The sequence below is a fragment of the Dyella halodurans genome (genome assembly GCF_026283925.1).
Taxonomy (GTDB): Bacteria; Pseudomonadota; Gammaproteobacteria; order Xanthomonadales; family Rhodanobacteraceae; genus Dyella; species Dyella halodurans.
Genome location: NZ_JAPDPF010000006.1, coordinates 120,618 through 146,433, shown reverse-complemented (window position 1 = coordinate 146,433; position 25,816 = coordinate 120,618). Strand labels below are relative to the sequence as shown.

The 25,816-nt window shown below is 60.1% G+C and carries 20 protein-coding genes; 10 read left to right on the top strand and 10 right to left on the bottom strand.

Annotated elements, in window-relative coordinates; genetic code table 11:
- Positions 1 to 33: 33 nt before the first annotated feature.
- The 6 genes from OUZ49_RS13265 to OUZ49_RS13240 form a co-directional block, all read right to left on the bottom strand.
- A complete protein-coding gene (locus tag OUZ49_RS13265; RefSeq protein ID WP_266150937.1) occupies positions 34 to 2,142 on the bottom strand; it encodes an AIPR family protein in 2,109 nt (702 codons plus the stop codon).
- Positions 2,139 to 3,122: a PD-(D/E)XK motif protein gene (locus OUZ49_RS13260; protein ID WP_266150936.1), complete on the bottom strand. Its 984-nt coding sequence runs from the start codon at positions 3,120 to 3,122 to the stop codon at positions 2,139 to 2,141. Before OUZ49_RS13260 ends, OUZ49_RS13265 begins: the two co-directional genes overlap by 4 nt.
- Positions 3,122 to 5,809, bottom strand: coding sequence for a Z1 domain-containing protein (locus tag OUZ49_RS13255; RefSeq protein WP_266150935.1), 2,688 nt, complete (start codon positions 5,807 to 5,809; stop codon positions 3,122 to 3,124). Before OUZ49_RS13255 ends, OUZ49_RS13260 begins: the two co-directional genes overlap by 1 nt.
- Positions 5,802 to 7,271, bottom strand: a complete 1,470-nt coding sequence (locus OUZ49_RS13250; protein WP_266150934.1) for an ATP-binding protein — start codon at positions 7,269 to 7,271, stop codon at positions 5,802 to 5,804. Before OUZ49_RS13250 ends, OUZ49_RS13255 begins: the two co-directional genes overlap by 8 nt.
- Positions 7,272 to 7,400: 129 nt before the next feature.
- Positions 7,401 to 8,891 carry a DNA cytosine methyltransferase gene (locus tag OUZ49_RS13245; RefSeq protein ID WP_266150933.1) on the bottom strand — a complete coding sequence of 497 codons (1,491 nt, stop codon included), beginning with the start codon at positions 8,889 to 8,891 and terminating at the stop codon, positions 7,401 to 7,403.
- Positions 8,888 to 9,307 (bottom strand): very short patch repair endonuclease, encoded by a 420-nt coding sequence (locus OUZ49_RS13240; protein ID WP_266150932.1) that lies wholly within the window; start codon positions 9,305 to 9,307, stop codon positions 8,888 to 8,890. The genes OUZ49_RS13245 and OUZ49_RS13240 overlap by 4 nt, the downstream gene beginning before the upstream one ends.
- A 652-nt stretch (positions 9,308 to 9,959) precedes the next feature.
- On the opposite strand from OUZ49_RS13240, the gene OUZ49_RS13235 reads away from it, so the two are divergent.
- Positions 9,960 to 10,361 carry a hypothetical protein gene (locus OUZ49_RS13235; RefSeq protein WP_266150931.1) on the top strand — a complete coding sequence of 134 codons (402 nt, stop codon included), beginning with the start codon at positions 9,960 to 9,962 and terminating at the stop codon, positions 10,359 to 10,361.
- Between the two features lie 134 nt (positions 10,362 to 10,495).
- On the opposite strand, the gene OUZ49_RS13230 is transcribed toward OUZ49_RS13235, so the two are convergent.
- The 4 genes from OUZ49_RS13230 to OUZ49_RS13215 form a co-directional block, all read right to left on the bottom strand.
- A complete protein-coding gene (locus OUZ49_RS13230) occupies positions 10,496 to 10,975 on the bottom strand; it encodes a hypothetical protein (RefSeq protein WP_266150930.1) in 480 nt (159 codons plus the stop codon).
- Positions 10,976 to 11,128: 153 nt separating this feature from the next.
- Positions 11,129 to 11,401: an alpha/beta hydrolase family protein gene (locus OUZ49_RS13225; protein WP_266150929.1), complete on the bottom strand. Its 273-nt coding sequence runs from the start codon at positions 11,399 to 11,401 to the stop codon at positions 11,129 to 11,131.
- Positions 11,402 to 11,499: 98 nt separating this feature from the next.
- On the bottom strand, positions 11,500 to 12,078 hold the full coding sequence (locus tag OUZ49_RS13220) for an isochorismatase family protein (protein WP_266150928.1): 579 nt from the start codon (positions 12,076 to 12,078) through the stop codon (positions 11,500 to 11,502).
- Positions 12,079 to 12,129: 51 nt separating this feature from the next.
- The gene (locus OUZ49_RS13215) at positions 12,130 to 12,606 is read right to left on the bottom strand and encodes an Lrp/AsnC family transcriptional regulator (protein WP_266150927.1); all 477 of its coding nucleotides are present in this window, start codon (positions 12,604 to 12,606) and stop codon (positions 12,130 to 12,132) included.
- A 274-nt stretch (positions 12,607 to 12,880) separates the two neighbouring features.
- On the opposite strand from OUZ49_RS13215, the gene OUZ49_RS13210 reads away from it, so the two are divergent.
- The 9 genes from OUZ49_RS13210 (at position 12,881) to OUZ49_RS13170 (ending at position 25,678) form a co-directional block, all read left to right on the top strand.
- Entirely contained in the window at positions 12,881 to 14,323 is a 1,443-nt protein-coding gene (locus OUZ49_RS13210) for an MFS transporter (RefSeq protein WP_266150926.1), read from the top strand.
- 124 nt (positions 14,324 to 14,447) lie between these two features.
- A complete protein-coding gene (locus tag OUZ49_RS13205) occupies positions 14,448 to 15,611 on the top strand; it encodes a pyridoxal phosphate-dependent aminotransferase (RefSeq protein ID WP_266150925.1) in 1,164 nt (387 codons plus the stop codon).
- Positions 15,612 to 15,626: 15 nt separating this feature from the next.
- Positions 15,627 to 16,112 (top strand): RidA family protein, encoded by a 486-nt coding sequence (locus OUZ49_RS13200; RefSeq protein WP_266150924.1) that lies wholly within the window; start codon positions 15,627 to 15,629, stop codon positions 16,110 to 16,112.
- 45 nt (positions 16,113 to 16,157) lie between these two features.
- Positions 16,158 to 16,634 (top strand): RidA family protein, encoded by a 477-nt coding sequence (locus OUZ49_RS13195; protein ID WP_266150923.1) that lies wholly within the window; start codon positions 16,158 to 16,160, stop codon positions 16,632 to 16,634.
- 39 nt (positions 16,635 to 16,673) lie between these two features.
- Positions 16,674 to 18,185: a S10 family peptidase gene (locus OUZ49_RS13190; RefSeq protein WP_266150922.1), complete on the top strand. Its 1,512-nt coding sequence runs from the start codon at positions 16,674 to 16,676 to the stop codon at positions 18,183 to 18,185.
- An 81-nt stretch (positions 18,186 to 18,266) separates the two neighbouring features.
- Positions 18,267 to 19,778, top strand: coding sequence for a S10 family peptidase (locus OUZ49_RS13185; RefSeq protein WP_266150921.1), 1,512 nt, complete (start codon positions 18,267 to 18,269; stop codon positions 19,776 to 19,778).
- 178 nt (positions 19,779 to 19,956) lie between these two features.
- Positions 19,957 to 21,204 carry an aminotransferase class V-fold PLP-dependent enzyme gene (locus OUZ49_RS13180; RefSeq protein ID WP_266150920.1) on the top strand — a complete coding sequence of 416 codons (1,248 nt, stop codon included), beginning with the start codon at positions 19,957 to 19,959 and terminating at the stop codon, positions 21,202 to 21,204.
- A gap of 131 nt (positions 21,205 to 21,335) precedes the next feature.
- Positions 21,336 to 23,051, top strand: coding sequence for a M61 family metallopeptidase (locus OUZ49_RS13175; protein ID WP_266150919.1), 1,716 nt, complete (start codon positions 21,336 to 21,338; stop codon positions 23,049 to 23,051).
- Between the two features lie 320 nt (positions 23,052 to 23,371).
- Positions 23,372 to 25,678 (top strand): TonB-dependent receptor, encoded by a 2,307-nt coding sequence (locus OUZ49_RS13170; RefSeq protein ID WP_266150918.1) that lies wholly within the window; start codon positions 23,372 to 23,374, stop codon positions 25,676 to 25,678.
- Positions 25,679 to 25,816: the final 138 nt, after the last annotated feature.

Sequence of the window (25,816 nt, the reverse complement as noted above, 5' to 3'; positions counted from 1 at the left end):
GGAGAGAGAGCACAAGCCGGAGCTGCAGGAGCGTCAGGAGGATGGTTGTTGATCAGATGCCCGGGGCAGCGCAAAACCCGCCTTCGCCATCTTCTCAAGCATGTATTTCAGCGCATTGCGCTCCGAAGTGGGAAGCCGGATGTCGCCGCGGGTTAGGCGCTTGATGGCGGCCTCCGACTTGGGCGTCAGGAGGCCGTGGCCGCGGGCGAAGCTGAGGTAGGGCTCCGTGTCGGCCAGCATCGTCGCCAGAACTCGATCGAAATCAATCTCCTGGTCGACCTTCTGTGCCTCGAGCGCCGCCTTCCGGAGTTGTTCGGACTCGAGGTGATCGATGAGCACACTTTCCAACTGATCGTCGAAGACATAGTGCGAAGCTGCCACCACGGCCCAGCAGGCCTGCTGCTTACAGTATTCGCCGACGTTCTTCATCTGCGGCGGCGCGTCCTTAATGGTGCAAGCGACCTGAGGCGCGATCTGCGCCAGGGCGTCCGCGATTTCGGCAGGAAGCTCCTGCCGCTGCCAGATGACATCCAGGTCGATCTCCTGGCCCCGTATCTGGAGATGGTGGATCAGCCACGCTATGGCATAGGTCACGATCTGCAACTTGAAACCGCGATCCTGTTGATACCAGTCCGCGCGGGCGACCAGCCGGTCAACGGTGCGGAAGACGATGGCTTCCGCCACGACGGTTCTGAACCAGTGCTCGTTGAACTGGGCTTCGGAAGCCCCCCAGGCCTTTCCGATCCGTCCCGCGTAGTCGAGGAAACATTTCTGCGCCAGGCGGCTGACGATGTGCGGCCTGCACTCGAAGGTGACCTCGAACTTCGCCAGTTCGGTCTTGTCGATCAACTGCTCGCGGGGGAATTCCAGCTCGAATCGTTTGCGCTCGGCTTGGCTGCCGTTGGCGAGCCGGTCACGGTACTGGCCGCGCGCGCGCTCATAGAACCACTTCGAGCCTGAAAGCGAGCCGGCCTTCGGCGGTGCCGAAAGGTTGCGGGAGATGCGCTCAAGCACCAGGTGGATTGGGTGGCTGGAAAAGAAATCAGCTTCGCTGATCTTGTTCTGCGTATTGGCGTAGCGCGAGATCAGCGGCACGACTTGGTCGAGCCGATCGGGGTTCACCACCGACAGCTTCATCTGTACATAAACGCGGCTGAGATCTGCCTTCCGGTCCTTCCGCTGACTGTCGCTGGCGTACAGAATCGAGGCGGTCGTCTGGCCGCCGTTGACGATCTGAAGGTTCTCGATTGAGGCGATGCCAAGGCCGCCGCCCGGCAAGGACGCGGTGGTGATTCCGGCGGCCGTCGCGGTCAAGCCGTTGTTGTAGGCGAAGAACATCTCCGGCGCGTTCTCAAGCGTCCGGATGATGCCGGCATTCACCTTGGTACGGGCCTGAAGGAAGGTGCGAACATTCTGCTCCAGCAGCTTCGCGCCATAAAGGCCATAGATTTCCGCCAGGAAAGTTCCGGGAACGGCGACTAAATAGGAGGCTTGTTCGCCGTCGATGCTATGAGCGGGGAGGCACGGAAGCGGCGCACCGTTGACGGCCGTGACGTCGATCTCGATCGGCTCGGCACCGCCTTTGGCGCTCAGGATGCCAGCATAGCGCGCGAAGTCGAGCACGCTGCAGACGAATGGGACGCCAAGCACCTCGCCGGTCATTTCCGGCTTCCGGCGCGTGGACAGTCGCGCGTTGGAGAAGGCGACAACGCGGATGCGCTTGATCTGACTCCGGCCGTCGAAGATCGGCCAAGCCGCCTGGAAGGCCGGGCTGGTCTCGTCGACGGCGTTAATGAAGGTGGGCTGGACCGCTAGGTGACAGAACCGCCGGATACGTTCGAACAGGGCATCGATCTGGGCGGCGTTGAGGGTTTCCAGCTTCCGGCTGGAACGGAAATCGGAGATGGCCAGAAAGAGGTCGCCGCGGTCGCGTTCGAGCGTAATCCCATCAACCTGATAGGCGCCACGACCCTCGTTACGGGCTGGCGTGTACGTCAAGTCGATACAGTCGCCATTGTCGGCGGCAATGCGAGAGTAGAGCCGGAAAAAGGCCGCGGCCTGGGGTTCGGCCGAGGCCTCCGCCTCGAACAACAGATCGTCCCAGAATCGGTCGTAAGCCTCGTCGAGGTCGGGGCCGCTCACGAGAAGACCTCTCCCAGCGTGTGATCGAGGTCCACGGCGAAGCTCTCACAAGCACTGAGCAGGATCGAGTAGGAGACCGCATGGACGCCGTTCGGCAGCACGGCCGGTGTCAGGCGCGGGAAGTCGTCGCGTACCTCGAAGAGCCGTCGGTCGGTCAGCAGCCATTCCGGCTCGTCGTACTCCTCGCGCCGGACGTAGCGGCAGGCTTCAAGTGCCGCCTCGAACTCTTCCAGGACCGGTGGCCCAGCGGCGGCGAAGGCGAGATTGAGGCCATCGATCAAGGCATTGAGCGAGACAGTGCCGCCGCCGGCCGGCGCGCGGGCGACAGCTTGGTGGCACAGCAGGAGTCGGCTGCCCGCTGTGTCGAGCTGCGCTTCCGAGGAGATCAGCAGCCGACGGTCCGAGGTCGAGAGCTGGGTTTTCACCTCAATCTGCCAAGCGCCGATGGCGAAGTCCTGCTCGTCGCGATGTGCGCCTCGCCAAGCCGCTATGCTGTCCGCCGCGCCGGCGCGCGACATGACCTCATCCCGAAGAAACAGCAGCTCGCCGACAAGGCCGATGATCTCTTCGGTCGTTAGCAGGCCTTCGCGGCGTCGGCGGAGCATGTTGTGCCAGTCGGCCAGACGACGAAGGACTAGCCGGAGTCCCGGCCCATTTGCGCCGCGCGGATGGTCCGCCGTGGCGTCGAGTAAATGGCCGCACAGCGCACGGAAGATGTCGAACTGGTCGCGGTCCTCCAGTGTCAGCACAAGCCGGGCGCCATCGCCCGATCGCCGCTCCACCGAGACGTCGATGCCATTGAGCCTGGGCGGCTTCGGCAGCTCGCTGCAGCTATCGTTCGCAGCCAGCGCGAAGATGTACTGGCCAGCATGGTTGCGGCCGCGGAAGAAATCGAGCGGATGCGTGGAGGAAGCGCGCCGCACATTGTCGGCATGCGGATCGGCTGCGGTGGCAATATCGCGCCAGTCGCTCTCGTCCATCAGATTTCCCCGGCCTGCACGGCGTCGTCGTCGTCCTCGTCCTCGCGGGCGAGTGCCGCCTCGATCTGCTTCCGATACACGGCGTTGACTTGGTAGCTCCGCTCCGGCGTGCGCTTCTTCGTCGAGGGCAGGCAGAAGCTGAGGGTGACGATCGGGCCGCTAAGCTTCAGGTGCTTCGTGGTCCCGTCCGTCGTGAAGACATGGATCAGCAGCAGCGGTCGGGTGCGCTGGGCGCAGAAAGCCTTGTCGCCGCGACGAACCTTGTCTTTGCGTTCCTGCATGCCGGCCGCAAGCTGGTCCTTGTTGAGCCCGATCTGGGCATCGTCGGGATCGGCAACGCGATTGCGCCCCTGCGTGACCCGGAAGCCGCCTTCGACGACGTCACCCGAGTTCCGCGCACGCAGAGGGAAGGACAGGTCCGGCCGCAGGACATTTGTGATCGGCTCGCCGCCGGCCGGATGCGGAATGGCGACGTCCCATTCCTTCATCTCGTCCCGGAGGCGGTCATTGAAGTAGTCCTCGAACAGGCTGACGTTACCGCTGATCGGCCCTAGGTCGCCATGCGCCGGTGAGAACCGGAAGGCCTTGAGCAGAGTCATCACCGCTCGCCCGGCCGTCCGTTCCCAGACCTTGGCTTGGCGCGTCGATAGGTCGGCGGAGGGCGCGCCTAGCGTGGCGACGAAGGCGCGGGCTGCTTCCAGGTTTGCTTGGTTTACGTCCTGACTGTTCGGAAGGATGTAGCCTTCCAGATGCCGCTCAGAATAGTCCTGGGCGATCGTCATCTGGGTGGCGGTGCGCATCTTGTTGGCGGCAGTGATGCGGATCGCCGTCGGGCTCTCGCGGACCTTTAGCCCGAAATGCTCGGGCGTCATTTCCAGGTCGTGCATCAGACGCACCTCGTCGCGCAGCTCCTCGATGGCGCTGTTGATCTCGCGATAGTGGTTAAGGGCGATCTGCGGGAGGTAGACCCGGCAGACGTCCTCATAGCCCGGCCGGTAGCCGAACCACCGGGCCATCTGCATCAGGGTGTCGGAGGCGGCGGTGTTGCGCAGGATGTAGGAGACCGTGAGACCTTCGAGCGTCAGGCCCCGCGAGAGGGCGAGGCCGCCGATGGCGATGACGTGCAGGCCATTCTCGCGGTGGGCGCGATAGTCGAGCGCGCCCCCCTTCATGTTCACGGTCAGGGGCTGGACCCGCGCCGCCTCCGCCAGCACTGTACGGACCGCGTCGAAGGTCTCATCGCCGTCGCCGAACTCACGTTCGAAGTCGTCCCTGAACTCGGAGATCACAAGATCGCTCAGCGCATCAGGTCCCATGGCCATCGCGGCGGCGTTCTGCAGCGTCTGGAGGTATATGTAGACCTCACCGTGAACCTTCTCCTGGATGGCGTTGAAGCGACTCACATTGATCATCATCGTGCAGTGCTGACGCCCCTGACCGCGCAGAATGCGGATGGCGCGCGTCAGCACGAACACACGGATCGCCGTCAGCAGCGATGGTGGCAGAGCCACGGGGTGGTCCGCCTTATGGTTCAGAGGCAGGTGCGGTACATAGTCCTTCACCACCTCGACCATCGGCTCGCGCAGGTCGCCCTTGTCGGCGAACACACGGGAGGCGCCGACGTAGGTGTTGGGAGGATCAAGCGTCTTGATGAAGTGCTTCGGGAACAGATCGTCCTTCAGCATCTCGTTGTTGGTGTCGGGGTCGATGAAGATGTTGGCGAACGGGGTGGCCGTGTAGCCAACGTAGGACCGCCGCTCGAACAGCGCCATGATCTCGCGGATAACGGCATTGATCGCCGTGGTCGCCTTTGGGTTCTTCGACGTGTTGATCGAGGCGTTGTCGGCCTCGTCATCGATTAGCAGAAGGGGGGAGGTGATGACCTGACCGTGGCTCTGCTCGATCAGCCAGTCGCGCAGCTTGGACAGCGGGGCCGTGTTCTTCTTGCAGACGAAGATGATCGGCTCGTTGTGTGCCGCCAGGCTGAAGACAACGCCGCCGCCGGGATCGCGGGTGAAGTCCTTGTCACGCGAGGTCCCATAGGCCGGGAAGCGCTTCTTGATGGAGTAGGTGAGGATCGGCAGGGGCTCGGCGGCCAGGGCGTGGAAGACCGACTTCTTGCCGATGAAAGTCTCGTCCAGGCGCTCCTGGGTCTGAGTGCGCAAGGAGTTGGTGATTCCGGCCAGCAGGATGATGGTGCGATAGCCGGCGTCCGCTGCTTTACAGATCAGGGCCGAGTAGTTGGTCGTCTTGCCGGACTGCACATGGCCCATGACCATGCCGCGGCGGGACCCGAGTCCCGCAGCAAGCGGGTTGCCGGAGAAGTCGAGGATCTGGTCTGTGACGGCGTCCAGGGTGGCGACCACCGGCGCCGGAAGCGAGCCCCCTTCTAGGTAGTACCGCTTCAGCCGGTTCCAGTAGTAGAAGTCGATCGAGCCGCTGCTGTCCTTCAGCCATGGCTTGAAGTCGCTGAAGACCGAATAGCCGCGGGTTTGGGTGGTCGTGAAGCTGGCCTCGAGCGCACGCAACACCTCAGCCTTTTCCTCATCGTCGAACTTGAAGGGCGAAGCGTCGACCTCTGTGGCGATCGCGCCCTGAGGCAGGGCGCGGCCGCTGTTGACTTCGTCAGCGTACTTCTTCCCGATGCTCAGCGTCAGGAATGCAAGCTCGGCACTTAGATCACGCATTAGTCCACCCCTTTTCCTTAAGAACGGCCTCGGCGGCACCCCAGGCCTCGCACCACGGTTCGGTGACGCGCAACAGATTCTCCAGAGCGGCGAAATCTCCATCTACCTGCATAAGAAGCAGAGGGAGAGCTGCGTTCAGGTCGGCCCTGAAGGCTACCGGGTCGGTCAGCGTCTGATGGATGGCGTCGGGCTCCCGCGCTGTGTCCTGACTGAAAGCGGCAACCGGGAAGGCCTGTTCAATGATCTTCAATGCGGCGCTGGCGGCCTGCCTTTGCTTGTCGTCACCGGTATCGAGAAGCGCATCGATCACGGGATGCGCCCGGTTGATGGTGTAGCGCACCTCGCCACCACGGGAATGGCGGCTCCAGACAGAGGTCGTGCCCGGGCGGTCAAGCCGACCGCCGCGGGACCGATAGACGCGCGCGGATCGACGCCGCAGGCCATCGACGAGCTGGCGCAGGCGATTACGCAGTGCGGCGGGGAGCTGTGCGTCCGACTTGTCGATGGTGATCTTCCAGACGTGGTCGAGCGCGTTGGGGATGTCCACCCTAACCCGGACCAACTGGGACAGTTCGCCGTGCCGCAGCAGTCTGAACCAAGTGCCACTGATAATGAGGCGATGGTTGCGATAGACGTAGAAGCCCTGATTTCGGAGAAATCCTTCCTCTCCGCCCAGCTGATCGTACTGATTCGGTAGAAGCTTCGAATAATGGGGGAGGATGAAGGGCTGGATGTCGATTGTCCGCCCGGCGATCTCCAACGACTCCGATTCGAGCTGCTGCGTCGCCTCATGGTCGCGATAGAACGGATCAACGGCCTCGATCTTTCTGCCGTTAAGGCGGATAGTCAGCCGCTTTCCACGGACTTCGCCCGCGAGATAGCGATGGAAGATGATTGCAAGGCGATTGCCCGCGTGAACCATCAGGGCGTTGAATTCAGCCTGGGTGACAGTGTTGTTCTCGGACAGGCGGTCGCAGTTCGACCACACCACCTCAACGCCATCCTTCGCCCTGAGGTCCGGCGAGGCCATGGCGACAAGCTCTTGTTCGTCGAGGATGCCCATCCGCCAACCTTCGACATTGGTCAGGTCCCAAACGCAACCCGTCAAGTCTTCGCCTCGGTGACTGATCACGGTAAGCCGCGCGCACTGGGAGAAGGATGCGGATTTCATTCCCCAGCCGAACCGGCCCAAATCATCCGGCGACCGTTCCTTCAGCGGGTTGCTGCTGGCCGGACGCATGGCATCTCTGAGCTCCCGACCGGACATGCCGCGGCCGTCATCCCGAATCCGGATTTCAGGGTCGCCATCGTTGTAGCGGCACGTCAACGTAATTTCGCGCGCGCCCGCCTTGATGCTGTTGTCGATCAGATCGGCTAGAGCGGCAGGTACATCGTAGTTCCCGAAGCTACGGGCTGACATCATCAGTGAGGCAGCGTCAGGCGGATTGGTCTCGTACTTCACGGCGCGGCAAGCCCCTCGTTAGGCTGAGCAATTTCCTTCCCTGCAACTGCTGCCATAGACCCCTCCCCACACGCTACAGCCAGGTTCAATGACCGGCCCCCACGATCCGGCGGCAGCCATCACGGCAAATCAGGCGACCTTGAAATCTTCCGCTGACTCGATCTGCGATACAGGTATCTGCAGAAGATCCTGTTTCAGGCGCCTAGCTACCGCCTCGGCGAGCAGAGGCGGTACGGCATTTCCGATTTGCCGGAAGGCTGCGTTCATGGCTCCGGCGAAGCGGAAGTTATCGGGGAAGGACTGAAGCCTGGCCGCCTCACGCACCGAGACCGTCCGCTTCTGTGCGCTGTCCCAGTGAATGTGAGAGTAGGTGTCCTTGCCCATATGGGCGGTCAACGTGCGCGACGGCGTCGCCGGGTTCAGCTTCCACCACTTGTTTGGGAACTTATTCGGATCGTAGGGTGGGACGCACCTTGCACGTAGCGACGCCCACTTCTCCGAATTTTGGCGGGGACGAACCGCGAGGGCCTCAAGCTGCTCGGTAAAGATCTTCTCGGCTACAGTAATCGCGTGCGGGTAATCGCCGCCATGCTTCATGCGACGGAAGATCTCGAAGTCCCTGGGCGTGATGCGCACCACGTGACCATCAGTGTCGGGAGTAGCTACCTGGAGGCTAGGCCAGGCCCGCATCTTCTTTGCGTAGTCGCTCAGGTCTGCGGAACTGGCATACGGCAATCGATCGGTCAGCTTGCGCCGCCGCATTTCGGTCGGCGCTGAGAAATGCTCCCTGATACGTGGCAGATCCCCAAGGGCCTCCTTGACCGACACCGCCTTCGGAAGGCCTTGCCGGGCTTGTGGTATACCAGCGAAATGTGAGCCCTCCGCGGGCACATGTTTGAGTGCAACAGAACGTGCGCTTTCGTATCCCGAGGGTAGTTTGGCCGCGTGGCTTGGCTCAGGAAAGCCAGGCACGAGACCGAGCGAACTGTCGATGGCGACCAGAAACAGTCGTTCGCGCATCTGAGGGACGCCGTAATAGGCGGCATTCAGAAGCGTGTAGCGGGCGCTGTAGCCCAGTGTTTCCAGCGTCTCACAGATCTCCTCCGGCACGTTGTGGCCGCCGTGGTTGAGGATGTCCGGGACATTCTCGATCAAGATGGCAACGGGCTGGACCGCTTCGACGTACTGAAGGAAGCGCTGATAAAGTTTGGCGCGTGGATCGTTGACGTAGGCGACGTCATCGCCGGTCACCGAACGAAGCTTAGACCGACCAATCCGGGCGAAGGCCTGACACGGCAGGCCGGCGGCCAGTACGTCGAAGTGCTTCACGACATCACCCTTTAGGCCGATCTCTGAAGCCAGCGTGACGGGATCCGAGACCACCATGTCTCGTGACTGGCTCCACGCGACCCTTTTCTTCTCGATAGGCGGCTTGAAGTTCAACGCGTAGCTGGCGGCAGCGGTGTCGTCGAACTCTATGTGACCCAGCAGCTCGAAGCCAGCAGCCTGCATTCCGAGCGACATGCCGCCGCAGCCCGAGCATAGCTCGAGTGCTCGCGGCGTTTCGCCGCTGCGCAGGCGATCCAGTTTGGCCTGCCGAACTGCTGTGTTGATCTTCATTGGTCGCCAGATTGTCCGAGGTACGCTGAGAGACGCGAGGCAACGAGTTGCGGATCCTTGGCCTCACATTCCCATATTACCAAGGTATCCCAGCCCTGGCCCTTCAGATCAGCCAGCGCCTTCGCATCACGGGTCACGTTCGCGGCGAACTTCTTTGTCCAGAATGCCACGTTCGATTTGGGCTCATAGGCCAGCCGACAGCCGGGGTGTCTATGCCAGTAGCAGCCGTGAACAAACACAACTTTCCGCGAGCCAGGAAAGACAAGATCAGGGCTGCCTGGAAGCTCCCGTCGGTGAAGGCGGAATCGAAATCCAAGTCGGTGTGCCAAGCTGCGTACCACTATCTCCGGCTTGGTGTCCTTGCCGCGTATTCGCCCCATCAGCCTCGACCGCGCTTGCTTGTCGATGATGTCCATGACGATGCTCTGTGGAATCTAGAGTGTCCTTCCAACGATGACGCAAACACAGCCGTTCGCGTTTAGGTCGGGATGCTTCGCGCCAGCTTTCGTCCGTCAGTTTGACCCTTGGTCCCAAGTTGCCACAAGTGGGCGCTTAGGCAAGGTGCCGTCGGTACAGTACCGGTACAGCGCTTCGTCTGCATCACCTGCTTCCACTTTCGCTAAGTTATTGATCATTATATTTTTTTGTCTGCGTTTGGCTTCGCTAAGCTATTACTGGCTTTTACTGACCTCAGGTGATCGCAGCGAACTCATAATCCTTTGGTTCCAGGTTCGAATCCTGGTGGGCCCACCATCTCTGTGCAGGCGCCAGGGTTGTGTGTTCTCTAAAGCATAAGTTGTCCGTTTCGGACACTTTATGGTTGAAATAAAGCATAAAGTGTCCGCGACAAACCTGTGGCTGTAACCATGACTTGGACGTTTGGGTCGACTTATGATTGACCGTGAGGCACTGTTTGGCCGAGCCAAGTTAGATTTTTTCGCCTATTCAGCACACTGGCGGAGGCGTACCCTTTCACTCGTGACCCCACGGCTTTGCCATACCCGCCTGTGAGTGCACCAAAGGACGCGTAAGCGAGCGTCAACCAGGTTTAGACACAGAGTTTCAATCATGCCAGCCGCGTCGCCCCTGAGTAACGTCGCCAAGCGTGACTACCTTGGCTTCGGACTTGATGATCAGTTTCAACCTCATCGCGTCTCACAATGGCTGGGGTTGGAAAAAGACGACGTCGCCCGAATCGCAAACATCCCGCTAGATTTGGTGCGCCATGACGACAACATGCCGACCAAAGCGCGGAATCGCCTGGAAGAGATCGCGATTGCATGCAACTTCATCGCCGAAATCTTTGATGGCGACTTGGTCCGCACGTGGGCCTGGTTTCAGGCGGCCAACCCTATGCTGGGGGATGTGTCGCCGCGCGATATGGTGCGCTTAGGGCGATTTGATCGCTTGCGCAAATTCATCGTCAGTGCTCTAGATGAACGAGCTGCGCGGGACGCCTCGGCAGACTGATGCAGCGGGACACGAAAGTCCTGCGATCCGAACAAGCAATACATGACCGTAAAGGTCAAACCTCCCTGCGGATGAAAGGTTGTCAGTCATTCTTCAACGCCGCGCATACGTCCGCTTCGGGTCGGAAGCGGACCTCATCGACTTTCAGATAGACCCCTCACCCTCGTGATCGTCGCTTCAACTTCATCGACGGCTCCGGAGTTTCCACAGTTGTCTACATAGTCCTGCGGAAGCTTTTCGCTGCCTGCCATTTCGACCGTTTTGGAGTGGCTTACAAAAAGCAGATACCGCCGCCCCGTGTCCATGGGAAACCTCGCGCTGGTGTTCTCCGACTCCAGCTTGATCCTATGAGGTGGCTTACCTTTCAGAGCCTCAACGACTTCGACGTCATAGATCGTCCAGTCATAGAATCCAGGATCATCTGGGCTTGCTACGTCCCTGCTTGCAGTGACGAGACCGATCAATATCCATGGGACGGATGCATATTCTTCGGAAACTGACGGATGCCGGGGGACTATTTCCTTGCCCCGAAGGTCAATGCAGGCCGCAGCCGCAGCGCCGCTTGCAAGCCATAGACTCGCCGCAAAGAGAAGAACGCATACTCCCTGTTTCACCAAAGCTCCCTTTCTGGCTATTGAGCGTTGACCTTAGAGTGTTCAGTAAGGTTCCTTCGTGGCGACGTCGATTGCAAGCTAGCCGGAGGTGTGGATCGCGCACGATCAATTTGATCAACGACGTAAGTAGGGTGAACTTGTCACACAACGCATTCATATCGACCCATGCGCCCATCGCGTGTCGTGTCGGAGCTGAGCCCCGCTCAGCCCGACACCATGGATCATCACCACAGGAGTTTCGGACGCTGCTGCGGGAATCATGTGTTCGACATACATTTGATTGATGGTGATGCGATCCGCCAGGCGCCGACCTCCGAGTTCCACGAAACGCTGCTCGACCGATTCCGCACCAACAAAGAAGCTGCCCTGGGCATCGAGGACTAGCGGTGTCGTGGAAACCTGACGGTCGCCGATCTTGCCTGGCATCGTCTGATCCGATACTTCGATAGGCCTAGTCAGCTAGGTCACGCGCAATGAAGACAAGCGATGTTGCGTTCGAAGGAGCAACGTGCTTTTGACTGAAGTTAGTCGACAAGGCGAAGGTCAGCGAGTGCTGACAATACGGAAGAGCCCGGCGGCTGGGAAAAGTCGGGAGCAAGTAGTGCCCCAACGCTGAGTACCGACGTAAGAAGGGCGCCTGCCAGTTCCATGTGCTTTAGGGCTGCGCTCTCTGTGCGCAATGATCGACTTCCGATGGCGTCCACTGCGATGAGCACGGTGTAGCCCACCTGGATCGCCGCCAAGGCTGATTGGAGAACGGCAACTTCGGTGGAGAAGCCCGAGATGATCAGGGTCTTGCGACGGTGGGACGAAAGCGTGGCTTCGATCGCGGGTTGCATAAAGGTACCCGCTGCGAAGCGCTCGAAAGTGTTGTGTTGGTCAGCGTAGCCTTGGAGCTCAGAAATAACGGCGCCCGCTTTGCCCTGCACGGGAACTGTCGCAAAAGTCATCGGAACGTTGAGGATGTGGGCTATTTCGGCCAATACGCGTGCCGCCGCTGCGATGGCCTGAGGCTGAACGGTCCGGCTGTTGGCAACCAGGTTCGGCTGCAGATCAGCAAAGAGCACTTGCACATCATCGGCATTGAGCGTCAGTGGGATCATCGACTGTCTTCAATAGTTTTCACGGGTCAACCCGAGCCGGTAGTTCGTTGCCTACTGCGCGTACACGGGCAAGGCCGAGGTTTCCTTGAGGTCGTCGACCACGATGATCGACTTAAGGGTGCCGACCAGTTCGATAGAGACGAGCTTGCCGAGCAGTTCGCGGAAGTGAGGAATGTCGCGCGTGTAGGTCTTCAGTAGATAGTCCCCATCACCAGTAACCATGCTGCATTCCATGATCTCCGGGCAGTCGCGGACTAGCTGATGGAATGTAGCGGCTTCTTCGGAGTGCTGCTTCAGGACGACCGTGACGTAGGCCTTGAGTTTCAGGCCGAGCTTCTCGGGATCCAGTACGGCGGCGTAGCGTCGAATGACGCCCATGTCCTGCAGCTGTTTCACGCGGCGTGAGCACTGCGAATTCGAGCGATACACCCGCTCAGCGAGCTCCGCCATGGTCAGATCACCGCGCTCCTGGAGTTCCTGAAGGATGCGGACATCAAAGGAGTCGAGCTTGCTCTCGGTCGTTTCCATAGTTTTCGCACCGCACAAAAATAGCCTGAGAAAAGTTTGCCGTTCGTGGCGTGTTTGCGTCAAAAATTATCACCCGAACGGGCATGGTTCGGTAAAAATGCACACCTATTACGGCCTCGAGCGAATAAATTTTCAAGTGTCGGACCGGCCTATAGGCCCGCTGAGTCGTCTCTAGGAGGCTGAGATCCTCCCGGCGGGGATGTGCGAAGGGCCTTGCAGCGGTTAGGGGCGGCGGGCCGAGCTAACTTCAAAACTACCGAGTGGGCGATTGTCAGTGGAGCAGATTTTGAAGGTGGCCAAAGAAGGCGTGGCGGCGAGCCAGGATCAGGGGCCTGAGACCCTCGTGGGGCAGTCGGGGCCGCATCAGGCGTTGCCGATACGCATCAAGGGCGGGTGGGCGCTGGGCGACATAGGCCTGGCCAGCTACGTGGCGATCGTCGCCATGTACCTCCTCTATTTCATGACCGATGTGCTGCATATCCCGTCGGCCTTCGCGGGCGTCCTGCTGCTCGTCCCGCGTATCTGGAACATTGTCATTGACCCCATCGTAGGTCAGATCTCCGACCGGACTGATACGCGCTATGGCCGCCGGCGCCCGTTCCTGATTGGTGGTGCGCTGATTTGGGGCATCGGCTTCGCTCTGATCTTCAGCATGTCGCGCTTGGATGGTGGCTGGCTGTTCGCCTTGGCGTTTCTGGCGCTTTTCATCGTGACGAATACCGGGTTAAGCGTCTATCAGGTGCCTTACCTGGCGATGGCCACGGAAATGACCGAAGACTATGTCGAAAGGATTTCGTTGGTCAGCTGGAAGAATGTAGTCGCCCGTCTGTCGGTGCTGGGTGGCGTTGCGCTCGCTCCACGCATCGTGCAGCTCGCGCCCGAGCCCGCTCAGGGCTACCGCTGGATGGGCATCGCTTTCGGCGGTGCCATCATCGTGAGTGGCGTCATCGCATTCCTGGCGACTGCGGGCGCGCGGTCCACTACGTCGCAACGGAAAGAGCCCGCAAGTCTCCGACAGCAAATCGTCGCGATGCGTGCGAATCGCCCATTCTGGGTGCTCATCTCGTCCTACGCGATTTACTTTTTGGGCCAGCTCCCATTTGTGGGGCTCCTCGTCTATTACGTCACGGTGGTGCTGGGCCAAAGTGCAGCGCTAGCGGGCGTACTGTTTCCCATTGCCTCCCTGACGTCGGCGTTCGTCACGCCGCTGTGGGCCAAGGCCGCCGAGCGCTTCGGCAAGCGCCCCATGTGCATGCTCAGCTGGGGCGGTGCTGGCCTGGCATGGACCGCGCCACTCTTTGTACCGGACAACATGCACTGGCTGATTTATCCCGCGATGGTTGTGGTGGGGATCTTCCAGGCCGGTGGTGATTTGCTGCCCAGCGCGATGGTTCCTGATGTGGTTGATGTCGACGAGCTGATTAGCGGCGAGCGCCGAGAAGGCACGATCTATGGTCTGTGGGTATCTCAGCAGCAGACCGTATTGGCGCTGGGTGGTCTCGTTACGGGCCTCGCCCTGTCGATTATTGGCTACGACGGTCACGTGGAACACGCGGGTCCCCACATTGCCATGGGTATCCGCTTGGCCATGACCTTGCCGTCCTGCGCACTGGCATTCATCGCTGTAGCGTGCCTGACCCGGTATCACCTGCCCGATGCGGATCTGCAGCGAGTGCGACGACAGCGCGCGCTCGCCGACGCACGTGTTTCCGCGTGAGTGGTCTTCGAATGGAGCGCCTGGTCCAGCCCTTCCAGCGTGGTCCAAACGGACAGGAGTTTCCATCAACCTCATCAATCCACGGACGGCGATTCCAGTCGCGCGCCGAGACATCTGTAACTCTATGCTGAAACAGCGTTCCAACGAACCGACTGCGCCGGGTAGCTCCTACACCGAGTGGTGTCGTTCGGTCGTTCAAGTTGCCGGGACCGATCCTTCGATCAATCTCCTCTTTGACAGCACTGTCGAAGAACCGTCAGCGCTGCTCAGGGAAAGAGTCCGGACCTCATTTGCCAGCGAGGCGAATCCGCATTACCGAAGTGTCTTCGCACGCGGAAATCCTGACGTTATCGAGGCGCTCGCCGAACGGTATGCGGTCGACCCGGACTGGATCATATGCACGACTGGCGGAGCCAGTGCGCTCGCCATCATCTTCCGTGCATTTCTCGAGCAGGGTAGCCACATCATCGTCGAGCGACCTCACTTCGATCTCTTTCCTGATCTGGCTCATAGCTGTCACGCAGACATCAGCTATGTCGACCGGACTGGCCAGGATTTCACGCTCAATGTAAGCACCATCGTTAGCCAAATCAGACCGGAAACACGGCTGATCGTCGTCACCAATCTCCACAACCCGACCGGCGCGGCTCTGTCTGATCGCGCGTTGACTGAATTGGCCATCGTTGCCGAGCGGGCCGGCGTCATCGTCGTCGTGGATGAGGTGTATGGCGACTTTATTACGGATGGATCGCGTGCCGGCGCTGCTGCTCGCCTCTCGCCGGCCCTTGTGACTGTGAGTAGTCTTTCTAAGGTATACGGCCTGTTTGCCCTTCGTTGCGGTTGGATCATCGCGCAGAAGGCGGCGCGTGACCGTATCCAAGTGGTGTACGACCGCTTTGAGCTAGGCGTGTCCAAGGTGACCCATGCAGTGGCTGCGTCCGTCTTGAAGGATATCGAGCCGTTTGAGCGCCACTGGCAATCCATCCTTCAAGTCACGCGCCCCTACATGGCCGAGCAGTCAGTCATTCTCGAGCGAGAAGGCTTGCTCGCCGGGCCCGTGCCGAAGTTCGGATGCATGTACTTCCCTAGGCTTCTTCTGAGCCATGACGACGTGGCTGTAGCCCGATACCTCTGGGAGCGTGATCACCTCGCGGTTGCTCCGGGATCGTACTTTGGTCGGCCCGGGCACCTTCGCTTGGGCTTTGGTAAGAACCCATTGCACGTGCGCGACGGCGTGGAGCGTCTACGCACCGGGCTCCTTCGCTACCAGATTCAACAATCATCCTGACTCAAGGTGTCGCCCATGAGTGAAATCGAATCGCGCTTGTCGTCGCTTGGCTTGCAGCTTCCACCTGCAGTTGTCGTTCCCGAGGGTGTGGTGCTTCCCTTCGAATTTGTCCAGGTGTTCGGCACACGCGTCATCATTTCTGGCCACGCGCCCCAAGCGCCCGACGGCAGCATCGCCAAGCCCCTCGGGAAAGTAGGCGCGGATCTCACGGTGGAAGAGGGGTACCAAGCGGCGCGCCTCACCGCACTTTCTATCCTGGGCAGTCTAAAGCGTGCCATCGGTGACCTGGATAGGGTCGAGCGTTGGCATCGCATCTTCGGGATGGTCAATTCAGCGCCTGGCTTCGCGCGTCAGCCGGAAGTGATCAACGGCTTCTCCGACCTCATCCTCGAGCTGTACGGACCAGGACGAGGAGCACATGCACGTAGCGCGGTCGGTATGGCCGAATTGCCCTTCCAGATTCCCGTGGAGATTGAGGGCGAACTTTCGCTGAAGGCGTAGCTTGCCCCCGGACTTCGTGATTGTCCCTGCCAGGAGAACCTTTACATGCCTCGTCTACCTTCGCCGATCTCCACACTGCTCATTGGGTTGGTCCTGACGTGCTCCGTTGATGTGGCGCAGGCCGCTTCACCGAAGGACGGGCTGGTTCACTACACCACCGGTCAAGGGAAGTATCCGTTCTCACCAGCCGTCAGGGCCGGAAGTACCGTTTATCTGTCGGGTCAAATCGGTGCCGATGCGAATGGCCTGGGCAAGGATTTCGATACCCAAGCTCGCCTCGCCATGGACAACCTTATGTCGGCTGCGAAGGTGGCCGGGCTTGGACCCGAGCAGATTGCCAAGTGCACGGTGATGTTGGCAGACATGAAGAACTGGGATGCCTTCAACAAGGTGTACCGCTCCTACTTCCAGCCTGGCCAGTTCCCCGCGCGCAGTGCCTTCGGTGTGACAGGCCTCGCGCTGGGTGCGGCGCTCGAAGTGGAGTGCATTGGCTACGCCACCGCACCGACAACCACTCCCTGACGCCGATCGCCTTAGGCCATGACTACCAGGAAACCCGTGATGAAAGCTCTATTGGCGGGAGTGTTGCTCGCCTCCTTGATCGCTCCCGGCTTCGTCCTGCATGCAGAGGATGCTCCGGATACCGGTACCGCACCGCAGGTGACCACGCATCACCGCGGGGTGTTTAACGGCAGGAAGATTCGCTATGCCGCTGAAGTCGCCAGTACTCATGTCAGTAGTGGGGAGAAGGGGCCATCGGCTGACTTGGTGTCCGTGTCTTACATTGCCGAAGGAATGAAGGACTCGCAGACCCGCCCGGTGATGTTCATTTTCAACGGCGGCCCGATCACATCCTCGGTCTACTTGCACATGTTGGGTCTTGGACCGCGACGACTTGTGGTCCCCGCGGACGTCGATGCGGATATTCCTGCGACACCGCTAGTCGACAACCCCAACTCGCCCCTTGATGTCGCCGATCTGGTCTTCTTCGACCCGGCGAGCACGGGGTATAGCCGTGTTTCCCCGGGAACGCCTCCTGAGGCGTACTTTTCCGTCGATAGCGATGCCGATCAGCTAACCCAGTTCGTACAGGCGTGGCTTAAGGCACATGGCCGGGAACAATCACCCGTGTACCTGTTCGGCGAGAGCTACGGTACCCTCCGCGCGGCGGCCGCGGCCCAGAAGATTTCCCATCTCAAAGAGCCTGTGCACCTCGATGGCATCTTCCTTCAGGGGCAGGCGCTGAACATCGCAGAGATCTCCCAGCGCCACGACAACATCATTAGCTACACCGTGTCTCTGCCTACGTTGGCCGCCTTGGGTTGGTTTCATAACAAGGTAGACCACACAGGCAAGACGTTCGAGAGTCATCTCGACGATGCACGAAAGTTCGCCCAGAGCACTTACATGCCGGCGCTGTTCAAGGGAGACAACCTCCCAGCCGCCGAGCGCGATGCTATCGCGGCCAAGCTCGAAGCATTGACGGGCCTGCCGGCAGCATCGTTCGTGGCGAACGATCTGAAGGTATCGAAGGTCCTGTACCGCAACCTTATGTTCAAAGAACAGCACCAGGTGCTATCTGCGAACGATGGGCGCTACAAGGCCACGATAACCAAAGACGACCCACATCCCGATGGTTCCATGAAGGTGGCGCACGCGGCCGAAGTTGCGTTTGCCAAGTACGCCAGGGACGAATTGAAGGTCAAGACGGGCTATCAGTTCCGGAGCATGGCCGAAGTCCAGCTAGACGACTGGGGCTGGGGCGCCAAGAGCCCGTTTGGCGACTGGCCCTACCTGGCCATGGTTAAAGACGCCATGACGCGGGCGCCGGGGCTTCGTGTGGTCATCGGCCAGGGCTACTTCGACACGCTTACGACGACCGGCGCATCCGAGTATGCGGTCGCCCAGTCTGGCTGGCCGAAAGACCGGGTTCGCATCGCCTACTACGAGTCCGGGCACATGTCGTACACGGTGTCCGAAAGCCTGGCCCAGATGAGCGATGACCTCCACAAACTGGTCGCACCGCATGAACGTGCCCCCGAAACGTATGCCACCAAACCCTCGGCCCCCTGAGGCCTGATTGCCTTTCGTCAGCTGCGGTATGCCCGTTGAACTCCGCAGTCCACTTCACCCAGCCATTCAACACAAGCCATTATGAAGCCAACGACCGCTGTTTGCGCCAAATCGACATCCTTCTGCCGCCGCGGGTTGGCGGTACTCGTAGCGCTTAGTCTCGCAACAGCGGTGCAGGCAGCAGATCCCGCTGAGTCCCCCATTCGTCCCGTTACCACAACCCATAAATTGGTCGTCGGCGGGAAGACAGTCGCCTATGAGGCGACGTTCGCGGAAGTGCCCCTTGGGGCTGATCCGAGTCATCCCGCGGCGACGATGTCGGCAACGACTTATCTGCGGAAGGGGCTGACTAATGTGGAGGGGCGTCCCGTCATCTTTGTGTTCAATGGAGGTCCTGGTGCTTCTTCGACGCCTCTCCATCTTCATGCTCTTGGGCCTCGACGGATCAAAGACCCAGACGACGCCCACAAAGCACCCTACCTTAGCGATAACCCCTACAGTCTTATCGACGTTGCCGATCTGGTCTTCATTGATCCGGTGGGTACAGGGCTCAGCCGTGTGCTACCCGGTGGCGATGCCCATCCGTACTGGAGCCCTGACGGTGATGCCAAGGCGATCCTTGGGTTTATTCAGGGCTGGCTCCAAGAGCATCACCGAGAGCAGTCGCCTATCTACATCATGGGCGAGAGCTACGGTGGGTACCGACTCGCCACGATGATGAAATTGCTCGGCGATCAGCGTGTCGACGGTCTCATCTTTGTGTCGGCGGCGTTGGATTTCAGTGCGAGCGATGAAGCCAAAGGGAACGACCAATCCTTCATCAATAATCTGCCAACCATGGCGGCTGCGGCCTGGTACCACAATAAGGTCGATCGACGCGGAGAAGCTTTAGAGGCCTTTGTTGCGGAAGCCGACGCGTACGCAATGAACGAATACGCCACCGCGCTACAGCTGGGTGATGCGATCACACCTGAGCACCGCGCTGCGGTTGCGCAAAAGGTCGCGTCTTACATCGGTTTACCGGCTGATCGTATCGCCCACGCCAATCTTCGCATTGGTAGCGAGGACTATCTCAATAGCCTTATCGCGGAAAAGGACCTGAGGGTGGGTCGCTTGGACGCCCGAGAAACGGGCCCGCTGCACGCCAAGGCGCCTACGGGCGTGCCCACGAATGATCCGTCGCTGCATGTGAGCCAAAAAGTAGGTATCAACGATCAATACTTTCGTAACGAGCTCGGCGTTCCCACGGATCGTCGTTATGTAGGGCTCTCATTTGAAGTGAATGGCGCATGGAACTGGGCAGACGATAAAGGTGAAGAAGACGGTCACCGCTTCTACGTGAATGCGGCCCCGTTTATTGGTGATGCAGCACGCAAACAGGCCAATATGCGCGTGCTCCTCACCGGTGGCCTGTATGACATGGCCACTCCTTGGCATGGTTCCCGCTACGCGATGGAGCGCGCTGGTATTCCTCAGGGTCGCCTGAGAGAGGTTGCCTTTCCCTCGGGCCACTCGTTCTACGACGGTGATGAACGGCTGAAGAAGTTTTCTGACCTGCTGCGCGACTTCGTGCAGCACCCTGCGTCGCCATGAGCAGCGCATCAGCTTCCAAGCCAATAGCGAAGCGCGGTCCACGACGCCACCGACTGCGCCACGGTGATCTGCCCGTGGCGGAATCGGATCGTGATTGTGGTGCGCTGACGAATGAAGCCGTTGTCGCGGTGGCCATGCGTCCACTGCAGAAGTCGTCCAAAACCAAGGGGCAATCGTCATGCACATGAATCGCCGGAATTTTCTCGCTGCTGCTGGTCTCGCGGCGACGCTGCCTTTGTGCTCGCGGGCCGCGGCGCAGTCCAAGCCTGGGAAACCTGAGATTCTGAAGGGACTGGGTGGCATCGAGTATTGGAAGAACGACGAGGCCTACATCGATTCCGGCACCATGCATCCGATAAGTCTAGGGTCCAGGGCGACACTCGATGCCTACCTGGCTGATCGCATGGGCGATCCGCGCAGCACTTCCTTTGACATGGATCCTATACGGGAACGCGTGCTCAGCAACTTTGCCAAGTTGATTAACGCTGAACGCACTGAGGTTACCTTCGTACAGAGCACCACGGCCGGTGAGCAGTTGGTGCTCCGTGCGCTCGGCCTGCCATCAGCTGGGGCGCACGTGGTGACCGACACACTGCACTTCTTCGGTTCTTTCTACCTGTATGAGGCGCTTGCCAAGCAGGGCGTCAATGTCACGTGGGTCAAGCCAAAGGACAATCGCATCCGTATCGAAGATATCGAGGCCGCGGTGACTTCGGGCACCAAGCTCGTCGCGGTATCCGCCGTCTCGACCTTCAATGGCTTCGAGCACGACCTCAAGAAGGTCTGCGAGATTGCACATGCCAAGGGCGCTTTGGTTTACGCGGACATCATCCACGCGGCAGGGAGCGTGCCTATCGATGTCAAGGCGACCGGCGTGGATTTCGCTGCGTGCGCCTCGTATAAGTGGTTGATGGGTGACTTCGGACTCGGGTTCCTGTACGTCAAGAAGGAGGTGTTGGATCGCATTCAACACCCTGTCTACGGTTACTACCAGCTCGATGCCTTTCAGACGCATGTCTACCCGTACGATCCGCCGGGCGGCGAGGTCGCTGATTACGGCACCTCTCACGATGCGACCGGGTACTTCGCGGGAGGCACGTATTCGCACATGGGCATTGGTCTGCTCGACTATTCCTTGGACTACATTCTTCGCGTTGGCGTTCCTGCCATCCAGGCCCATGCTAGGCCATTGGTGGACAGGATCAAATCGGAGTTGCCCAAGCGCGGCTTTGAGTTGGTAACGCCTCCGGAAAGTACCGCGCCGATTGTGACGTTCGCGGTCAAGGATGCGCAGCGCCTCCGGCCCGCACTCAAAGCGGCGAAGGTACAGATAACCGTCGGCCGCAACCGCATTCGGTTCACGCCGTCCGTCTTCAACACCATGGCGGACATTGAACGGGCCCTTGGGGCACTGCCGCACCCGTAAAGGCTTCTGGGTGGCGGGCATATGCCACCACCCGAGTTACTTCCTACGTGCCCATACACGTACTCGTCCTTTTTGTTCCAACGTTGTGCATTACGCCAGCGCTGGGGCCCAACCATCTTGGAGTGTGATTCATGAAGCGGATTGCGGCAGCCGTCTCGGCGGCACTGTTTTGCATGGCGACGGGTGTCGTGTCGTCAGCTACGGCGGCGGATGCGCCTCCTCCCAACTTGAACCTGGTCCTCAAGCCCCATGCGCCGTCCGCCAAGGACGGATACCTGGGTGTCACCATGACGATCCAGGAGCCCAAGCTTGCTGCAGGGAGTCCGCTGGTCCGTCTGCCGCTCAAACTGGTGGGCGTTCCGAGCGCCCGCTACGACGGCGACGCGCTGACGGCGACTGATGCATCCGGCCCTCTGCCGCTAAGCCAATCACAGGAGGCGGAAACGCCAGAGGGTGCCTACCGGCGTTGGAACGTTGCGCGCGCGACGAAGGGCGATGTCGTGGTGAGCTTCCGAGCGCCTCCGCGCGTCGTGACGGCGAGTACCAACAACGGTCCGCTATTTGACCTACGTTCGGAAAGCGGAGGCTTCATAGGCGCGGGCGTGACCTTCATGGCCACACCGGTGTCGCCGGGCCCCTACAACGTCAACCTCAAGTGGGATCTCAGTGACATGCCGGCCGGGTCCCACGGTGTATGGTCATTGGGTGATGGTGACGTCCACGCGGTGGTCCCGTCCGAGGTGCTGTCTTTCAGCTACTACGCCGTGGGCCCCTTGAAGACCCTATCGGATACGCCCAACGCTCGACTGAATGCCTACTGGCTCTCGGAGCCACCTTTTGATGCCAAGGCGCTCGGCGCATGGGTCGGCAAGCTGTACGACTACATGTCCCGATTCTTCGGTGACACCGACTCGTCGTATCGCGTGTTCATGCGTCAAAACCCCTATGAGGGCACCGGCGGTACGGCGTTGGCGCATTCCTTCATGTTTGGCTACTACCCGCCGGCCAAGCCCACGCTGGAAGAGCTCAAGAGTCTTCTCTCCCATGAGATGGCCCATACCTGGCCTAGCCTCGATGGCACACATGGAGAGACGGCGTGGTATAGCGAAGGCACCGCGGAGTACTACTCGCTCCTCTTGGCGTATCGCGCCGGCTTGCTCTCCATTGATGAGTATTTGAAGAGCATCAATGATCGCGCCGCGGGCTACTACGCAAGTCCGAGCCGCCATATGCGTCTCGATGAGGTGGCCAAGCTATTTTGGAAGGATCCTGCGATGCAGAAGGATCCGTATGGTCGAGGTTTTCTCTATCTCGTTCAGACGAACGAGGCTATCAAGGCGAAGAGCGGTGGCAAGCGGAGCTTGGACGACGTCGTCCTTGAGTTGAATCGGCGCAACCAGCGTGGTGAGCCCCATGGCGTGGCGCAATGGCTCGATTTGGTGGGCAAGGAGATCGGTGCGGCCGAAGCCAAGCGGGCGTTCGACGCGATGGCCTCAGGAGAGACTCTGGTTCTTCCGCCCAATGCTTTTGCCCCCTGCTTCAAGGTGGTCAGCCAACCGCGCCACGTCTTCGAGCTGGGCTACGTTCGCAGCAACGCGAGTTCTGATGCCGTGGTCACCGGCCTCAAGGCGGATTCCGCGGCGGCTCGCGCGGGGCTGAAGGACGGCGATCGCATCGTCCGGGCACCGAATATTTCCAAGGTCTGGCCGGACGACACGGCGTCCGTCACGGGTGTGTTCGAACGGGACGGGAAGCAATACACCGCGACCTGGGTCCCGCGTGGCGCGAAAGTCGATGCATACCAATGGGTGCGCGGCGCGGGCGCGGCCCCAACCTGCAAGTTCTGATCGATAAGAGGGGCGGGTCGGCGTGTCGCCGCCCCTCTAGCCGACTCAATCGCGTGCCCGCTTGAGCTAGGTCATGTGTAGAGGTACCGCGGCGCAGCATGCCGGCGTGAAAAACTTTTGCATCGCTGGTCGCATACGGCGATTTTTTTATCGCATAGGTGGGTGTTGTGCATGAAAATCGCACGGATATTGCCTCCTCGATGAAATAAATTGAATTTCGAGTTGGGGTCGGCAATCGCTTCCGTGTTCGACGGCAAAACGCGTATCCGCCGCCCCGTGTGACAGCCAACTACGGCAATCGTTAGACCCGGGGAGAGTCGATGAAGAAGCTGAAGTTGAAATACCTGGCCGTCGAGCTGGGGCGGGCTATTAGCCCCAAGCGTTGTTCTGTGGTGCGGGTGATGGGCGCGGGCTTGCTCGTGGGATCGCTGGTCGCCAATGCCGTGCACGCGCAAGATGCGGCGCCGGCCACGACTGCCGCGGCGCCGCAGACGGGCGACCAGGCGACGAAGGACAAGAACGCCAAGACGCTCGGTACCGTGACTGTGACCGCGCAGAAACGATCGGAAGCTTTGCTTGATGTGCCGGTGCCGGTGACCGTCGTGCAACCGGTCACGCTGGTGCTGAATAACAGATTGCAGCTGAGTGATTTCTACACCCAGGTGCCCGGCCTGAGCTACAGCCGGGGCAACGTCTCGATTCGTGGCATCACCACAGGCACCTTCGGCAATCCGACGGTCGGCGTGACGATCGATGACGTGCCCTTTGGCTCTACCGTGCAGAACGGCAATGGCGGCAACGTGGTGCCCGACATTGACCCCTTCGATCTCCAGCAGATCGAAGTACTGCGCGGTCCTCAGGGTACGCTCTACGGCGCGGCCAGCATGGGTGGCCTCATCAAGTACGACACGGTGGATCCCCAGACCGACAAGTTCGGTGGCCGCCTCGAAGTGGATGGTCAGAGCATGGATCACGGCGGCGCTGGCTACGGCGTGCGCGGTGCGCTGAATATCCCGTTGACGGATGATTTCGCGGTTCGCGTGAGCGCCTTCAAGCGTGACGAACCGGGCTTCATCAAGAACGTTGAAAACAACGACGATAAGGGCAGCACAGGCGCCAATGGCGCACGCGTAAGCGCTTTGTGGCTGCCTACCTCCAATGTCACCGTACGATTTGCAGCACTGGATCAGCATACCTATATCGACGGCACTACCAGCTTCGCCGGCGACATCAATCGCACGCCGCTGTACGGGGACTATTACGGTAACAAGATCCCCATCACCTACGACCATCGCGACACGCGCTTTTACGACCTGCACGTGGATGCAGACCTTGGTTGGGGAAGCTTCAGCTCGATCACCGGTTACAGCCAAGATCACATCACTACCAGGGATGACGTGTCCCCGATCTTCGGGTTCATAGCGGGCCTCGTCTACGGCATTGATGGGCTCGCCGCCGACATCTACGAGCCGTCGAAGACCAACAAGTTCTCACAGGAATTCCGCCTGTCGTCGAACGAAGGCACGAGCAAGCTGGATTGGCAGGGCGGCGCGTTCTTTACGAACGAGCAAAGTTATTCCAATCAGTTCATCAACCCGCGTGACCCGACCACCATGGAGATCATCGGAGAGCCGAATTCGTTCTACAACGGGTTCGGTCCGTCGACGTACAAGGAGTACGCGCTATATGGCGACATCGACTACCACTTCACCGATAGGTTCGACATCCAGCTCGGTGGTCGCTACAGCAGGAATAAGCAGACCTATTCGTCGACGAGCAGCGGTCTGCTGAATGGCGATGGCGTTACCTACTCAGGGTCATCGGACGACAACGTGGCCACGTACCTGTTCAGCCCGCGCTTCAAGCTGACGGATAACCTAATGCTGTATGCCCGAGTTGCAACCGGCTATCGCCCTGGCGGCTCCAACCTAGGCTCGGTGCCGGGCTCCGACATGCAGCCGACCTACAATTCCGATAAGACGACGAACTACGAGATTGGCGTAAAGGGTGCCTTCCTGGACCATCAGCTGATTTGGGACGCGTCCGTCTACTACATCGACTGGAGCCACATCCAGATTCTCGAGACGAGCTTGGACACGGGTCTGTCCTTCGTGGGTAACGCAGGTAAGGCCAAGAGTCAGGGTATCGAGAACACCCTGACGTTGCAGCCCTCCGATTCCTTCAGCATTACTGCCTCGCTGGTGTACAACGACGCCGTACTGACGCAGGACTTCCCGCTTCAGGGTGCCTACGCACTGAGCGGTGAGCGCTTGCCCTACTCGGCTAAGTGGACGGGTAGCCTGGCTATCGATAAGCAGTTCCCGATCAACGCAGAGTGGAAGGGCTTCGCTGGTGCCAACTTCGCCTATGTCGGCGACCGCTACGAGGACTTTCCGGCATCCCAGGACTTCCCGCGGGTTCACACGCCGTCCTATACCGAGACGGACATTCACGGTGGCGTGACGACTGGTCCGTGGACGTTCTCGATGAACGTACGCAACTTGTTTGACCGCCGCGGCTTCCTGGGTGGTGGCCCCCGCGACACGCTGAGCCCGACGAGCACGCTGTACTCGTGGAACATGATTCAGCCACGCACGTTCGGTCTGACCGCTGCGTACAAGTTCTAATTAGCCCCGGAGGCCCGCGTGGAACTTCTTCACGCGGTGCCGGTTGACACGGGGGGCGGACTGACTCCCACGTACGAGTCGGTCTGCAAACGCATCAATCTTATCCCCGCCGGCACGGACGCCGCCTTTTTTGGGTGT